Origin of the sequence: Burkholderia sp. RF2-non_BP3 (assembly GCF_001522185.1) — a bacterium.
GTDB lineage: Bacteria > Pseudomonadota > Gammaproteobacteria > Burkholderiales > Burkholderiaceae > Burkholderia > Burkholderia diffusa.
On record NZ_LOSU01000024.1, the window covers coordinates 208,455 to 223,211 of the forward strand.

The 14,757-nt window shown below is 65.2% G+C and carries 13 protein-coding genes and 1 tRNA gene; 6 read left to right on the forward strand and 8 right to left on the reverse strand.

Translation table 11 applies throughout. The annotated features are described in order from the left end of the window. Together WS45_RS10260 and WS45_RS10265 are read right to left on the reverse strand one after the other, a co-directional pair. A complete protein-coding gene (locus WS45_RS10260; protein WP_059452651.1) occupies positions 1-660 on the reverse strand; it encodes a hypothetical protein in 660 nt (219 codons plus the stop codon). Beyond that, positions 657-1,301: an MBL fold metallo-hydrolase gene (locus tag WS45_RS10265; protein ID WP_059699676.1), complete on the reverse strand. Its 645-nt coding sequence runs from the start codon at positions 1,299-1,301 to the stop codon at positions 657-659. Before WS45_RS10265 ends, WS45_RS10260 begins: the two co-directional genes overlap by 4 nt. Positions 1,302-1,961: 660 nt before the next feature. Here WS45_RS10265 and WS45_RS10270 point away from each other — a divergent pair. Next, on the forward strand, positions 1,962-2,573 hold the full coding sequence (locus tag WS45_RS10270; protein ID WP_059533446.1) for a septal ring lytic transglycosylase RlpA family protein: 612 nt from the start codon (positions 1,962-1,964) through the stop codon (positions 2,571-2,573). Between the two features lie 95 nt (positions 2,574-2,668). On the opposite strand, the gene rsmI is transcribed toward WS45_RS10270, so the two are convergent. After that, positions 2,669-3,547 (reverse strand): 16S rRNA (cytidine(1402)-2'-O)-methyltransferase, encoded by an 879-nt coding sequence (rsmI, locus tag WS45_RS10275; RefSeq protein WP_059699677.1) that lies wholly within the window; start codon positions 3,545-3,547, stop codon positions 2,669-2,671. Between the two features lie 46 nt (positions 3,548-3,593). On the opposite strand from rsmI, the gene WS45_RS10280 reads away from it, so the two are divergent. From WS45_RS10280 to WS45_RS10300, 5 genes are all read left to right on the forward strand, one after another. Continuing rightward, a complete protein-coding gene (locus WS45_RS10280) occupies positions 3,594-4,022 on the forward strand; it encodes a YraN family protein (RefSeq protein WP_179950363.1) in 429 nt (142 codons plus the stop codon). 128 nt (positions 4,023-4,150) lie between these two features. Then, on the forward strand, positions 4,151-4,735 hold the full coding sequence (locus WS45_RS10285) for an SIS domain-containing protein (RefSeq protein ID WP_059691549.1): 585 nt from the start codon (positions 4,151-4,153) through the stop codon (positions 4,733-4,735). A gap of 17 nt (positions 4,736-4,752) precedes the next feature. Then, positions 4,753-5,550: a BON domain-containing protein gene (locus WS45_RS10290; RefSeq protein ID WP_059533438.1), complete on the forward strand. Its 798-nt coding sequence runs from the start codon at positions 4,753-4,755 to the stop codon at positions 5,548-5,550. Beyond that, the gene (locus WS45_RS10295) at positions 5,547-5,906 is read left to right on the forward strand and encodes a c-type cytochrome (RefSeq protein WP_059699681.1); all 360 of its coding nucleotides are present in this window, start codon (positions 5,547-5,549) and stop codon (positions 5,904-5,906) included. The genes WS45_RS10290 and WS45_RS10295 overlap by 4 nt, the downstream gene beginning before the upstream one ends. Before the next feature lie 66 nt (positions 5,907-5,972). Further along, positions 5,973-6,048: transfer RNA gene (locus WS45_RS10300), tRNA-Ala, on the forward strand. A gap of 672 nt (positions 6,049-6,720) precedes the next feature. On the opposite strand, the gene WS45_RS33325 is transcribed toward WS45_RS10300, so the two are convergent. From WS45_RS33325 to WS45_RS10320, 5 genes are all read right to left on the reverse strand, one after another. Then, the gene (locus tag WS45_RS33325) at positions 6,721-7,008 is read right to left on the reverse strand and encodes a PAAR domain-containing protein (protein ID WP_082721892.1); all 288 of its coding nucleotides are present in this window, start codon (positions 7,006-7,008) and stop codon (positions 6,721-6,723) included. Between the two features lie 13 nt (positions 7,009-7,021). Next, positions 7,022-7,981 carry a T6SS immunity protein Tli4 family protein gene (locus WS45_RS10305; protein ID WP_179950362.1) on the reverse strand — a complete coding sequence of 320 codons (960 nt, stop codon included), beginning with the start codon at positions 7,979-7,981 and terminating at the stop codon, positions 7,022-7,024. Between the two features lie 77 nt (positions 7,982-8,058). Further along, positions 8,059-10,005, reverse strand: a complete 1,947-nt coding sequence (locus WS45_RS10310; protein WP_059699686.1) for an esterase/lipase family protein — start codon at positions 10,003-10,005, stop codon at positions 8,059-8,061. A 32-nt stretch (positions 10,006-10,037) separates the two neighbouring features. Then, positions 10,038-12,728, reverse strand: coding sequence for a type VI secretion system Vgr family protein (locus WS45_RS10315; protein ID WP_059699688.1), 2,691 nt, complete (start codon positions 12,726-12,728; stop codon positions 10,038-10,040). Positions 12,729-13,350: 622 nt separating this feature from the next. Next, complete coding sequence (locus WS45_RS10320) at positions 13,351-14,748, reverse strand: enolase C-terminal domain-like protein (protein ID WP_059699690.1); 1,398 nt, start codon at positions 14,746-14,748, stop codon at positions 13,351-13,353. Positions 14,749-14,757: the final 9 nt, after the last annotated feature.

Here is a 14,757-nt window from a genome sequence, read left to right on the forward strand (position 1 = left end):
CTAATTTGCACGCGGATCCGTGGGATTTTGTCCCGCCCCCGCCTGTTCCGACCGATCGGTGTCGCCCACCGCGAGGCCCGCGAGCGCGGCCTGCTGGCGGCGCAGGTCGGCGAGCATGTTGCAGAACAGCGCGCCTTGCTCGATCGCGTCGTCGAGCGCGACGTGCGTGTGCGGATGATCGTCGAACCAGTGCTTCGGAAAGCGCGGCTTGATCGCCTTGCGGTACGGCAGGCCCGTCATCGCGAACGCGAGCGTCTTGATGTCGAGCGCCGACCACGAGAACGGGCAGCGTCCGGCGAAGCGCATCATGTACCAGAACATGAACGTGAAATCGAAGCCGGCCGGCATCGCGACGAACACCGGCTTGCCGGGCAGCGCCTCGACCCACTCGACGTACGCGACGAGCGCGGCCTCGGGCGCCTGCAGGTCGCGCCGGCACGCGGCCCACGCTTCCGGTTCCGTCTTCCACCACGCTTCCTGCACCGGATGGGCCTGCGCGCCGGGCAGCGTCTCGAGGTTCGCCGAGAACGTCGCGATCAGCTGCTTGTCCTCGGTATAGGCGGCCGACGCGAAGCTCAGCATCGAGTGCGGGCCGGGAATCGGGCCGTCGGCCTCGACGTCGGTGCTGACGTAGATTTCGGGGATGGCGGTCTGGTTCATCCGAACACCTTGTCGGACACGAACGGATTCGTGCGGCGCTCGTCGCCGAAGGTCGAGACCGGGCCGTGGCCCGGCACGAACGTCACGTCGTCGCCGAGCGGCCACAGCTTCTCCTTGATCGAACGCACGAGGTCCGCGTGGTTGCCGCGCGGGAAATCGGTGCGGCCGATCGAGCCGGCGAACAGCACGTCGCCGACGATCGCGACACGATGCGCGCGGCTGAAGAACACGACGTGGCCGGGCGTGTGGCCGGGGCAGTGATAGACCTCGAGCGTCTCGTCGCCGAACTGCACGGTGTCGCCGTCGTTCAGCCACTGGTCCGGCTCGAACGCCTCGGCGGCCGGGAAGCCGAAGCGCTGGCTCTGCATCGGCAGTTGCTCGATCCAGAAGCGCTCGCCTTCCTGCGGCCCCACGATCGGCACGCCGTAGTGCGTCGCGAGCGCTTTCGCGCCCGCGCAGTGATCGACGTGGCCGTGCGTGAGCAGCACCTTCTCGACCTGCACGTTCTGCCGCGCGATCTCCTGTTCGATCCGTTCGATGTCGCCGCCCGGATCGACGACGGCGGCGCGGCCGGTCTTTTCGCAGACGAGCAGCGAGCAGTTCTGCTGGAACGGCGTGACCGGAATGAGCGTGACTTTCATGGAGGCACCGGCGGCTAAAAGGAGCGATTGTACCGGTCGCGCGCGCTGCCCGCCGCCTTTGCGGCGCGGCGTCGGACGCGCTGCTCAGGGCAATCCCGGAGCATTCCGATTGTTACAGCCATAGTGAGAATCAATGGTCCGGACGGGGCGCTTTTCGAGCCGGGGTTTTGGTTTATGTATAATGCCGCCCATTGCGCGTGAATTTCACGCAATTCGCTGGTGTTTCGGCCCCGTTAAAAAAGGGGTGTCGGATCACCGTCAAGCATCGACCGCCGGGGAGTCCGGCGGTGTATCCAGCACCGAGCATTCGGTGCTCACGTCTTGTCCGGCCGGGTGCTGCGCGCCCGTTCTGCGGCCCTGCTGCCGCGCCGCCGGATGAGGCCTGTGCCGCCGTTCCTGTGCGTTGGCAGTACGCAGCGCGCGCGAACGTGAAGCCATGTTCGATGGCGGCATGTGGGGTCTGGTCAGGCTGCCGGGGACAGGTTGCGCCAGACGTGAAAACTAATCAGGACGGTTGCGGCAGAGACGAAAGCCGCGCCCATGCTAGCCGCCTGCTCGCGTAGCCGAGCGGGGCGTGCACGCATTTGCCGTCCGGGCCGCGTATCTGCGTTGTTGAGCAGCGTTGTATCGGTGCGGCCCGAACCAGAAGGCGACACGTCGATGAACTTTCGTTTTCCGACTCGATTCGGGACCATTGCATTATTTTTTGCGCTGACGGGCTGTGCGGTGCCACCCAGCCAGACCACCGGCAGCGCCAACCAGAAGAACGCGGTCAGCAAGACGGCCGCTGCCGCGAAAGCGGATGACGACAAGCAGCAACTGAATTTCGATTCCGCGCTGGCATCGATGCCGGCTGCCGACAGCAAGGACGCGAAGAAGTCGTCGCTGGCGGACGCCGAGCCGATCGACGGCAAGGACGTGTCCGACTTCCGCCAGACGGGCCGGGCATCGTGGTATGGCCGGGATTTCCACGGCCGGCGCACCGCGAACGGCGAGCGTTTCAACATGAACGCGCTGACCGCCGCGCACCGCACGCTGCCGCTGTCGTCGTACATCAAGGTGACGAATCCGTCGAGCGGCAAGTGGGTCGTCGTGAAGGTCAACGATCGCGGGCCGTACAAGCGTGGCCGCGTGCTCGACCTGTCGTACGCCGCCGCCAAGATGATCGGCCTCGTGCATGCCGGCACGGGCCGTGTGAAGATCGAAGGGCTGTCGCCGCAGGAAGCGCGCGAGGCGCGCGACGAAATGTTCGCGTCGCTGTCGTCGAAGTAACGCGGCGGTTCGTCCGCTCATGCAAAAGGGCTGCCCTCGGGCAGCCCTTTTTCGTTTCCGCGTGCCGGGCGGTGGACGCCGCCCGCGCTCGCGCGTCAGCCTTCCTTCAGCGCCAGGGCGCGCGCATACAGCGCGTTGCGCGATGCGCCCGTCAGCGCGGCCGCGAGCTTCGCCGCGCTCTTCACCGGCACTTCTTCCAGCAGCAGCTTCAGCAGCGCGTCGTGCGCGGTGTCGTCGGCTTCGCCGACGTCGGCCGGCGCGCCTTCGACGACCAGGACGAACTCGCCGCGCTGGCGGTTCGCATCGCCGGCGAGCCAGCTCTGTCCTTCGGCCAGGGTGCCCCGGAACAGCTGCTCGTGTAGCTTGGTGAGCTCGCGTGCGATCAGCAGCCGGCGCGCCGGGCCGAACGCGTCGGCGAGGGCGGCGACGGTGTCCGCGATCCGGTGCGGCGCTTCGTAGAACACCAGCGCGTACGGGTGCCGCACGAGCGCCTGCAGCGCGCTCGCACGCTGCTTCGGCTTCGGCGGCAGGAAGCCCGCGAACGTGAACGCGCCGGCCCAGTCGCCGGCCACGCTCAGCGCGGTCACGGCCGCGCTCGCGCCCGGCAGCGGAATCACCGGGAAGCCGGCCGCGCGCACGGCGTCGACGAGCCGGGCGCCGGGGTCTGAAATGCCGGGCGTGCCGGCGTCCGACACGTACGCGACGCGTTCGCCGACGCGCAGCAGCTCGATCACGCGCAGCGCGGCTTCGCGCTCGTTGTGCTCGTGCACGGCGACGAGCGGTTTCGAGATGCCGTAGCGGGCCAGCAGCTGGCCGGTGTTGCGGGTGTCTTCGGCCGCGATGCGGTCGGCGAGGCCGAGCACGTGCAGCGCGCGCAGCGTGATGTCGGCGGTGTTGCCGATCGGCGTCGCGACCACGTAGAGCGCGGCGTCCGGGTAGTGCTGCGTTTGCGCAAGTTCGAGGAGGGCAGTCATGGCAGGCAATGCGCGCAATCGCGGCGCAAGCGGAACAAGGACGGCATTGTGCCACGCGGCACGGGCCGCGCCGGGCAACGAGCGCGGTTTGCCGACCGGCGGCGGCAACTTTTCCGGCACGATGCGATCCAGATCGATCGGCGCGACGTTCGAGCAGCGCGCGCGGCAGTTCCTGGAGCGTCGCGGTCTCGCGTTCGTCGCGGCGAACGTGACGATGCGCGGCGGCGAGCTCGACCTCGTGATGCGCACGCCCGACGGCACGCTCGTGTTCGTCGAGGTGCGCGCGCGGCGCAGCGCCCGGCATGGCGGCGCGGCGGCGAGCGTCGGCTTGCGCAAGCGGCGGCGTCTGGTCGCGGCCGCGCTCCATTTCTGGGCGCGGCACGGCGCGGGTGCCGCATGCCGCTTCGACGTCGTCGCGTTCGAGGCCGGTCGGCTCGAGTGGCTGCGCGATGCATTTCGTGCCGACGATGCATAGCCGCGAGCTGTGACGAGATGTAAAGAGTTCTTGTCATACCGCCGGAGAGGGTGCCGGAGTGCGGTAAACTCGCCGCACCCATGACGTTGCGCGCTGCGTGCCATGCGCGCCCAGTTCACCAGGAATCGATGTCAGTCGAACGTATTCAGCAACATTTCCGCGACAGCGCCGCGCTTCACGCCGAAGCGGCCGATGCGCTGTCGCTGCCGATCGCAGCCGCGGTCGACGCGATGTTCGCCGCGCTGGCGAACGGCAACAAGATCGTCGCATGCGGGGATGGCCCGTCGGCCGCCGCAGCGCATTACCTCGCCGTGTCGCTCGTCGGCGGCTTCGAGCGCGAGCGTCCGGGCCTGCCCGCGATCGCGCTGGCCACCGACGCGTCGCAGGGCGGCCTCACGGGGGCAGCCGCCGCCGATCAGCTGTTCGCGCAGCAGGTGCGTGTGCTCGGGCAGACCGGCGACATCCTGCTGGTGCTCGACGCGAGCGGCGCGTCGCCGCGCGTGCTGGCCGCGATCGACGAGGCGCACGAGCGCGAGATGACCGTCGTCGCGCTGACGGGCGGCGACGGCCATGCCGTGGCCGCCGCGCTGTCCGACACCGATATTCCGATCAGCGTGCCCGCCTCGCGCGCGGCGCGCGTCCACGAAGTCCATCTGCTGACCATCCACTGCCTGTGCGACGGCATCGACGCGATGCTGCTGGGTGAGGATTGAACGAAGGAGAGCCGTCGATGAATCAAAGCCGCGTCAAACAGACGCTCGTCAGAACCACGTTGCTCGCCGCGCTGACGGCGGGCCTCGCGATGTCGCTGCAGGGCTGCGTGCTCGGCGTGCTTGGGGCGGCGGCGGGCGGCGGCGCGCTGATCGCGACCGATCGCCGCACGCTCGGCGCGCAGACCGAGGATCGCGAGATCCAGGTCAAGTCGCTCTCGCAGATCAACAACGGGCTGCCGGACCAGTCGCACGTGAACGTGACGGTGTTCAACCGTCGCGTGCTGCTGACGGGCGAAGTGCCGAACAACGCGTCGAAGCAGCGCGCCGAGGAAATCGTGCGCGGCATCAACAACGTGAACGGCATCGTCAACGAGCTGTCGGTCGAGCCGTCGTCGTCGCTGTCGTCGCGCGCGAACGACTCGTACCTCGAAGGGCGCGTGAAGTCCGAGCTGATCGCCACTAAGGGGCTGTCGGCGAACTACTACAAGGTCGTCAGCGAGCGCGGCAACGTCTATCTGATGGGGCTCGTGACGGTCGACGAAGGCAATCGCGGCGCCGATGCGGCCAGCCAGGTGCCGGGCGTCGAGAAGGTCGTGAAGGTGTTCCAGTACATCCAGCCGCAGGACGCGCAGGCGTTGCAGGCCGCGTCGCCGAGCGGGGCGTCCGGCGCCCAACCCGCCGCCGCGCCCGCGGATGCCGCGACGGTCGGGGCGGTGCCCGATGCGTCGGTCCAGTCCACGCCGCTGCAACCGCCGGCGCCGATCTCGAATTCGTCGAGCGTGCACCCGGGCAATCCGAAGGCAACGCCGCAATGAAGTCGACGCAGATGAAGTTCTGGCAATGGATGGTGCAGGGCGCCGCAGCCGCGGCGCTCGCGGCCGGTGTGCTCGGCACTGCGCAGGCGGACGTCGGCGACGGCCTCAAGGTCGCGCGCGGCAACGCGTGCATGGGCTGCCACGCGGTGGACCGCAAGCTCGTCGGTCCGTCGTTCAAGGACATCGCCGCCCGCTACAAGTCCGATCCGCAGGCCGTCGCGAAGTTGTCGAAGAAGGTGAAGGACGGCGGCTCCGGCGTCTGGGGCGCGATTCCGATGCCGGCGCATCCGCGCATGAGCGACGCGGATCTGCGCTCCGTGGTCGAATGGGTGCTGGCGGGCGCGCCGTCAAAGTAACGCGCCGGGGGTGACGGATCCCCTATTGCCAAGCGTGGAAATGCGTGTGTATGATGGTCGACTGTTGGGGCGGTAGCTCAGCTGGGAGAGCGTCGCGTTCGCAATGCGAAGGTCGGGAGTTCGATCCTCCTCCGCTCCACCAACGGAATTCGAAGGGCTCGGTCGCCTTGCGGCAGGAAGGATAATTTTGCCTTGAGCGCAAAGATATGCTTCTCTGACAAAGTGCGATCTTATGCGTCAACAACAAAGCCGGCCTTGCGCCGGCTTTGTTGTTTGGAAACGGCTATCCGTAGCTCGGCCGTGCCCACGCACGAATCGAGCTTGGGCGAACGTGTCGTCGAAATTGCGCGATCGAAGTCCCCTTCGCCTCTATGTCTGCTACTGATCGTTGATGTGATCGCGGCCGATAGTCGACGTCAACGACCCTCGGCCACGTATCCCTGCTGGCCTAGGCAGGCATGGCACCATGCCGGGCACATGCTGGATTTCGAACTAGCGCAGATCGCCTGTGCTTTCCGGCGCGGCCTGCTAGCGCCGGCCGCAGCGCTGCCCGGGCTGGCCTTGGGCAGCGCCGACGGGAGCATCAAGAAGTACCTCAAGGGGGCAGGCGCGGCTCCGCCGGAGCCGCCGATACCTTGCATCAGTGGCAGCCGCCGCCCAGCGCCTGCACACAGTCCCGGAACGACTGGCAACCCGAGAGAGCCAACGTCCACGCAAGCAGCAGCACCATTCCCATCCATTTTCTGACCATTACACGACTCCCTAGCTGACAAGAACGACATTCGCTGTCGACATCGGCAACTCACTGCCGACGCTACGCATCCACATACGATGTCTGCTGGGACGGCACCAGGCGTGGTGGTGGCGTACACATGCAGACACACAGATCATCGCTCAGCGCCGCCTGCCGTCCATCGGGTCCGGTCGTGGAGACGCGCGGACCTTCGCACTGGATATGTCCCATGGTCTTGCAGACAGGACACCAGACCGGATCGGTCTCGTACGCTTGCTCGCGGCCACCGAGGAGATCGTGCGCGTCGCCGCCCTGCACGATCCCGCCGACCGTCGTCAGGTCACCTTTCACAATATCGTAGCGGCGCATCATTCGGCTCCGGTCAGACTGCGCCCGGTCGCGCGCGCAGGCTGTTCACCAGCGCGTCCCACGTCTGCAGCGCCCCTGCCTCGTCGACCGGAGCGGTGGACCGGCCCGGAGGCAGATCGCTACGCGCGGGTGCGCCCAGCAGCAGTTCGACCGAGGTATGCGGCTGCGCCACCGTCGCGGGATTCCCCGGCGCGAGCAGATAGAAGCGATACACCGTGACGTCGCCGTCCTTCAGCGCGAACAGCACTTCCTCGGCGTCCATGCCGGCCACAGTTCGCTTACCCTGCCGCAGGATACGATAGCTGCCGGGCATGCGATCGAGTTTCGCACGCAACTCGGGCAGGCTGCTGATGAGCGGCTGGGCTTGATCTTCTTCCACCGCGTCACGCAACTTGATCACCAGCAGTGCCGGCCGGCCCGGCATCAGCGCGAATGACTGGCTCACTTCTTCCGTGTAGGTCGACGGTCCGGTGACAATCCCGCCGTCGAAGCAGAAACCCGATTCCGTCGGCACTGTCCAGTTATCGCGCACCTTGATGCGGCGGTAGGTGTCGTTATAGATGCTTTCGGCTCGGCTCATCGCATCCGCCCCGATCCTGCCGGTTGTCTGGACGAGCGTACGATTCGCGAACAGATAACCTTCCGTATCGAACGGTAGGGCTACTCCTTTCACCACTGCACCGTTGAAGAGGAAAACCCGCGAGTGCTGCACCGGAGAAAACGCCATTTCCAGCCATGCGCGCCTCGTTTTCTCATCCAGATTGACGGGATTCACCCGTTGTTTGGTGCGCAGTTCCTTCTCGCGCGCCGCGACTCTGGCATCGTAGGTCTCCACCGACACGTCGTGCGTCGTGACGAGTTTTTGTCCGCGGTACAAGTAGCTTTCGTTCGAGATCTCGCTCGAAACGGGGCGATCGAACACGAGGCGACCGATGCACCACGGACGTACTTTGGACAGCAGAGGATTGTTCATCGTTGGTTCCACGGAAAACGCAAGAGAGCAGGCACACAGACCCGCCAGCAAAAGAAGTATGCGAACGATGCGCGCCATCACGCCTCTCCCGGCACGTCGATGTCCTTCACGATCTGCACCACACTGTAGAGGAGCGCCCAGCGGGTCCAGGGATGCGCGTAACTCTTCATGTGCTCATACCCGGCCTGCACGAACGCCATCTGCACGCCGTTGGCAGGATCACCCGGCACACCCGGCTTCAGGCCACGCGCCTGCGCGTCCGCCGACCATGCCGGCACGGTGCCGTCACCGCGAATGATGCCGGTCTTGCTCGCCACGCGATCCCAGTCGGTCGTAGCGCTCACGTCGGGGATCTTGTTGGTCTTCTGCATCGTGAACGTGACGCTCAGGTTGCGCTCTTTCAGCAGCACGCGGAGTTGGCCCTTGCCCGAATCGTCCAGCAACTGGGCAGCGCGGAGCTCGGATTCATGCACATCGGCCGGTACGTCGCCGGTCCAGATGGCGTTGCCCCAAGCTAGCAAGTTCTTCGTCAGCTCTCCTTGCTCGACGGTGGGCTTGTCCTTGTCGGTAGCCTCGGTCGTCGAGCCGGACGCAGGAGATCGCGTATCCAACCCTCCGTTGCCATACGCCACATACGTATTGCCATGGTACTTATTCTTCAACTGGCTTTGCCGTGTGACCACTAGCGTCATCGTGGCGATGTAATTGTCGACCAGCGCGCTGTCGCCGGTCCCGTCCCTGCCGAGTCGCTTTCTCACCACTTTGCCCGGATCGAGCTGAGCTGCCTTCGGCAGCAATCCGTACCAATCGGCGTTGAGATACAGTTCTCCGAGTGCGTTGCCATGCTTCGGGAACTGCATGAGCACCGTTCCGTCAGGTCGAGCGAATATCCACCATGCCGTGCCGTTGTTATAGTCCGGCATCGGTGTCAGCTCCATTGGTCCCGGTGCGTTCGCCATCACCGCGATGAATTCGTTCGCATCGCGTCCGAGCAGGCTGCCGTTGATAAATCCGTTCATGCCGCCTTCGGGGCCGCCCCCTGTCTTGTAACGCTTGGCCGCCAGCGGCGCTCCGGTGGCCGGCTGTGCGCCGTGAAATACACCGTGGATCGAGCCTTCCGCGCCATGGTTCAACACGGCAAAGCGAGCCACCAGACCACCCATCGAATGCGTCACGATGATGGCCTTGCCCGTATCGTTCTCCTTGCAGATCTCGGTAATGCCCATGAGCCGCGTTTTCCCCTTGGTCTGCGGGTCGGGACAATCGACCCCCGTGACCACATCGCGCCCCGAATCGTAATTCGACTGCAGCCAGTTGTAGCCGATTGCGTAGACACGGTAGCGGAACTTGACGAACCGCTTGAACTCAGGGGACCCCGAGGTGATCGCCTCGCCTTTTCCGTACGCACCGTATTGCGTCGGCGCGGTGTCCAGCACCGGATGCAGTGCCCACGTCTTGCCCTCCGGATCGGGCGCGCACCAAGCACCCTGCAACTCGCCGCACAGCATGGGGTTATTCAATTGTTGCTCAAGCCACAGCAGCACGGGCTGGTAACTGGTTCGGTAGACCGAACCCCAGCCGCGCCGCCGCGCCTCCTCTTCGGTGATCGTCTTGCCATCGCCCACGTTGATCGGTCCGAGCGGCGTCACCGACACCTTGAGAGGATCGAAACGGATTTCGCGCGACGATGCGCTTTGAAACCACCCGAAGAGGACCGATAAAAATCCGCCGAGCATCGCACCAACCGTGTCCATGTTCGGCGCAAAGAAGGCCTCGTCGCCGGTGTCCTTGGTGACGATGGGCGAACCCATGACGCCGGGGATGAAGATCACCGGGATGATGGGGCGCAGGTCATGCAACGTCTCCTTGGCGCGCGTATCGTCGGCTGGCGTCAGGGTGGCATGGGCATACGAGTCGCCCCCTTCATCGGTATGCGATGAAAGACGGACGACTTCGTGTTCGGCCTCGTCGTCGCCGGAACCCTGGCCCGGGGTACCGGGACTGTCAGGCTGATTTTCGCTCATGGATGCTCGCTGATAGAGGTTGTGTGTGCCACCTAGGCTTTGCTGGCGCTCGGTCGCAGCGCACGGATCATCACGGTTTCGATATCGTTGTTCTTCTGTTCGGTTGTATGGCCCAGTTCGTCGGTGATGCCGCTCAGGCGCGTGCCATCGCCACGAACGATCTCGTACGGATGGTTCTTGAGCGGATCGCCCGTGATGCGGTCGCGCAAGATGTACTTGTCGTTGAACGCCGGCTTCGGAAGGCTGTTCATGTGCTCGGCCACCGAACTGGGGCCCTGCCGGCTGAACGACGCCGACTTGACGGTACGCGCGCCGCGGGTGCCGTCCTCGATGCCTTCGGCGGTAATCCGGATATACGAGCCACCGCATTTGAGCATCAGTTCGGTCTTGGCGTCGATCACGATGCTACCGTTGTTGCTCTTGAGCGTGAGGCCGAGTTCGGAAAGCAGGCGTAGCTGGTCGCTGAGTGCCTGGATATCGACCGCGCCTTTTCCGGCGATCAGCTTCATGCCGGCGCGCTGGACGAAGATGCTGATTTTTTCCGCAACGCCCGCCACCAGCGATTTGCCGACCGCCCAGTAGGTGTCCTTGCCGCTCACCAAATTCAGGTGTTCGTCGGCCACCAACTGCGCCGACGCGCGTGTGGTCAAGCCCATGCTTTCCTGACTTGATCCGAGCATGACGGGCTTGGTAAAGGCGTTCGCGCTGCCGGTCCCGCCGCCCGCCGTGCTGCCGCCATTGGACACGCCCGCCTTGCTGTGCTGGGTTGCCTTCGCGAACGCGGCGAGGGCTTCGCGTCCCGGCTTCAGATCCTCGCCCCTGGCCGTCGCGCTGGCAGAGGACAGCGACTCGACCAGCAGATCGGCGCGTGCCAGGATCTCGCGTGGCTGGCTGGTATCAAGTGGCTGGCCATCGACGCTGGTGGCGTGGGTACTGAAGTACAGTCCCTCGCCTGCGTGAATTGCGCCGGCGTTATCGGTACGCAGCGTAAAACCGCTACCCACATAGGCGCCCCGGGTATTGCCGTTCTGGACGATCTGGTAACCGAGATGCAGGCCGCTCATGCCGTGGCTGCTCATCACGCGCATCCGCGGCTGGCCGGTCGAGTCGTCCATGACCTGTTGGTTGTAGCCACCGCCGCCGCCATACTCCCGTGACTGATAGCCGGACATCAGGCCGTTCGAATGCCACTGCGGCTTTGCCGCGCCGTTGTACACGCGGTGAAGCGCAACCGGGCGGTCGACGTCGTTGCCGATATGGCCAATCAGCAGTTCCTCACCCGCGCGCGGCATGTGGACACTGCCATAGCCCTCGCCGGTGTCGGACTGCGCGATGCGCACCCAGCACGACGCGCGGTCGTCACCTTCGTTGAGCCGATCCCAGATGAACAGCACCTTCACCCGGTTCAGTTCGTCGGTGTAGCATTCCTGGCCTTTGGGGCCTGCCACGATCGCCGATTCCAGCTTCGCTTCGGGCTTGCGATGTTCGAACGGGCTGCGGTAAGGCACTATCGTGCGCTGCGCCTCGATGGCGATCCGGTAAAACCCCGTCGATCCGTCGGCGTGGCTCACGCCGAACGTCTGGCCGGGATCGTCGGCACGAGCCTGCGCCAGCGCATGACTCAGGCTGTGGGGAAAATTCGTTTCATGTCCGGAGAGCGGTAAGTTGTTCTCGATGGTCCACTCCACCTCGATGCTCGCGAATTCGTTCTGGTTCGCGGCGTCATGATCGTGCTCCGGATGTCCGGTCAGCGTGAAGCGCCGACCCGCATCGATGGCGCGTAGACCGCCGATGCCATGAAAGCGTTTTGCCTGCGACTCCCACTCCTCCATGCGGATCTTCGACAGATGGTCGCCCCGATCCTGTTCCGGATACGTATAGCCACCGGTGTATTCGTAGATTTCCGCTTGCGCGGGTAACGCCCCCTGGTTGGCCATCGTCGGCACCGACGTCGCTTTCGGATTGAAGGGCGTCGACGGATTTTTGTAGTCGAAGGTGCGTGTCGACAACAACACGGATTGCAGCGTCCGGGTCCCTGCCCATTGGGTCAGTGCATCGGCCTCGCTGTGTATGCCCGCACGATAGAACTCAACGGTGGCCGGCGACAACGGTTCGAGTGTGCCGAGGCGATCGGTGACCACCAGCGTATGCGATTTGCCATCGGTGGCCTGCTGCCAGACACCGTATAGACCTTCCGACTCCAGGAGCCGGTGCACGAAGTTCCAGTCGGCCTCGTCCTGCCGGCAATAGGAACGTGCCGGCAACGGCTTCGAGAGCGCAAAGCGGTACATGCCCTTCGCCTGCGGATGTTCATTGAATACGTCTGCAATGATTTCGTCCGCGGTCTTGTCCTGCCAGTGCCGCTGGTCGCGACGGAACCTCAGGAAGTGCATCCACGAGGAAAAACCGAGCTGATAGCTTGTAAGGCCACCGTCCGCTCCAAGCCGACGGGCCGTGTGCACATAGCCGTGATGTGCGCAATAGGAACCATCGGCCTGCTGAATCCAGAGGGTCACGGCCTGGGAAATCAGCGTTTTGAGCTGAACATCGCTGGACGTGGAGACGCAGTCGAGCAGGAAGAGATAATCGCGGCCGATCCGTGAACGTCCGGTCACGCGGTGGGGCAGCAGGACATTCTGACCTGCCGGCGTGTCCAGTTTTAGAAGACGGTCCTGCTGCGATAATCCGCCGGTTATTGCCCCGATTATGTCACGCGTGCCCATACCGCCTCTCAGTGGTTTATTTTTTACTTCCCGTGCGATTTTACGGTGATAACCCCAGACGATTATTAGGAATTGAAAAAAATATGGCGTGGTTAAGTGCGAAACGGATATTTGGGGGCAGACTGATGCATAGACATCCGCGCAAACAAGCCCTGCTTGTGTGACGGGGCTCGCACAATATCCAGTGCGTGGTGTACTTGAGTGTGCAGCGTCCTCATTGCATGGATGATTTTGCTGATCCGAACCACTGCCTCGAAAGTCTCCTGTACCAGACCACCTCCCCGATCTCGACGCAGCGCCCGCCGACGCGCTGGCGTTCCGGGAGGGGCGTGAGTCGGCATGAGGGTGTTGCGGCAATGGCGCTACGGTGAATTCGTATGTAGTGGTTCTGACACGCCGACCGTGGTAGCCGCCGCGCCACGTGCACACAATGCAGCGAAATCAAAGCAGCGAGGAGAAAGTGCAGGGAATAGCTTCCGTCTGTTCGGTGTCCGTTTTTCAGATGCTTTTGATTTCGGCGGTCGGAGTGAAAAGAGATGCGTCCTACTGCTCGCAAGGATTTGCTCCCTGTCTCAGCCAGACCGAGCCCTTTTTGTTTTGTCGTGTGTCCGCTCCGCAGCCGTCATCCGCGCCCGAAACTCGGCCGCTTCGGATCGTACGTCCACCCCGGCATCAGATACCGCATCGCCATCGCATCGTCGCGCGCCGTGCCGCCGACTTGCCCGTACAGCGCATGAGCCGCCTCGACCTGCGCCATGTCGAGTTCGATCCCGAGCCCAGGGCGCTCGGGCACGGCCACCCGGCCGCCGACGATCTCGAGCGGCTCGCGCGTGAGCCGCGCGTCGCCTTCCTGCCAGATCCAGTGCGTGTCGATCGCGGTGATCGTGCCGGGCGCCGCCGCGGCCGCATGCGTGAACATCGCCAGCGACACGTCGAAGTGGTTGTTCGAGTGCGAACCCCACGTGAGCCCCCAGTCGCGGCACAGCTGCGCGAGCCGCACCGAACCCTGCATCGTCCAGAAGTGCGGATCGGCGAGCGGAATGTCGACCGCCTGCAGCCGCACCGCGTGATCCATCTGCCGCCAGTCCGTCGCGATCATGTTGGTCGCGGTCGGGATGCCGGTCGCGCGGCGGAATTCGGCCATCACCTCGCGGCCCGAGTAGCCGGCTTCCGGCCCGCACGGGTCCTCCGCATATGCGAGCAGATGACCTTGCCCGCGGCATAGCGCGACGGCTTCGTCGAGCGACCACGCGCCGTTCGGGTCGAGCGTCGCGCGCGCGTCGGGAAAGCGCGCCTTGATCGCCGCGATCGCTTCCATCTCGTCCGCGCCGGCCATCACGCCGCCCTTCAGCTTGAAATCGACGAAGCCGTAGCGCTCGACGGCGGCCTCGGCCTGCTGGGCGATCGCAGCCGGCGTGAGCGCGGCTTCGTTGCGCAGCCGGAACCACGGGTCGGCCGCGTGCATCTCGTCGCGATACGGCAGGTCGGTGCGGCGCCGCTCGCCGATGTAGAACAGGTACGCGAGCATCGGCACCGCGTCGCGCTGCTGGCCTTCGCCGAGCAGCGCCGCGACGGGCACGTCGAGATGCTGGCCGAGCAGGTCCAGCAGCGCGGCCTCGATCGCGGTGATCACGTTGTCGAACCGCAGGTTGATCTCGTGCGGCTGGCGCAGCACGGCGGCCTCACCGGTCGACGTCACCTCGTGCCGGATCGTGCGTCCTGCCGCCGCGCCGGTGCCGGACAACGCCGCGCGCACCGCATTGAGCGTCGCCTGGTGACGCCCGATCGACTGGCCGACCACGAGATCGGTCATCCGTTCGAGCGCCTGGCGGATGCCTTCGCCGCCGGGCACTTCGCCGACGCCCGTGTGGCCGCTGCTGTCGTCGAGGATCACGAGGTTGCGCGTGAAGTACGGCGCGTGCGCGCCGCACAGGTTCAGCAGCATGCTGTCGCGGCCGGCGACGGGGATCACCTGCATGCGCGTGACGCGCGGGGTGCCGGCACGGCGGGATTCGGACATCGGTTCGCT

Bases quoted from the DNA above. Each gene is read 5' to 3' on its own strand.
- WS45_RS10260 (WP_059452651.1), bottom strand. From the start codon at position 660: ATGAACCAGACCGCCATCCCCGAAATCTACGTCAGCACCGACGTCGAG.
- WS45_RS10265 (WP_059699676.1), bottom strand. From the start codon at position 1,301: ATGAAAGTCACGCTCATTCCGGTCACGCCGTTCCAGCAGAACTGCTCG.
- WS45_RS10270 (WP_059533446.1), top strand. From the start codon at position 1,962: ATGAACTTTCGTTTTCCGACTCGATTCGGGACCATTGCATTATTTTTT.
- rsmI (WP_059699677.1), bottom strand. From the start codon at position 3,547: ATGACTGCCCTCCTCGAACTTGCGCAAACGCAGCACTACCCGGACGCC.
- WS45_RS10285 (WP_059691549.1), top strand. From the start codon at position 4,151: ATGTCAGTCGAACGTATTCAGCAACATTTCCGCGACAGCGCCGCGCTT.
- WS45_RS10290 (WP_059533438.1), top strand. From the start codon at position 4,753: ATGAATCAAAGCCGCGTCAAACAGACGCTCGTCAGAACCACGTTGCTC.
- WS45_RS10295 (WP_059699681.1), top strand. From the start codon at position 5,547: ATGAAGTCGACGCAGATGAAGTTCTGGCAATGGATGGTGCAGGGCGCC.
- WS45_RS33325 (WP_082721892.1), bottom strand. From the start codon at position 7,008: ATGCGCCGCTACGATATTGTGAAAGGTGACCTGACGACGGTCGGCGGG.
- WS45_RS10305 (WP_179950362.1), bottom strand. From the start codon at position 7,981: ATGAACAATCCTCTGCTGTCCAAAGTACGTCCGTGGTGCATCGGTCGC.
- WS45_RS10310 (WP_059699686.1), bottom strand. From the start codon at position 10,005: ATGAGCGAAAATCAGCCTGACAGTCCCGGTACCCCGGGCCAGGGTTCC.
- WS45_RS10315 (WP_059699688.1), bottom strand. From the start codon at position 12,728: ATGGGCACGCGTGACATAATCGGGGCAATAACCGGCGGATTATCGCAG.
- WS45_RS10320 (WP_059699690.1), bottom strand. From the start codon at position 14,748: ATGTCCGAATCCCGCCGTGCCGGCACCCCGCGCGTCACGCGCATGCAG.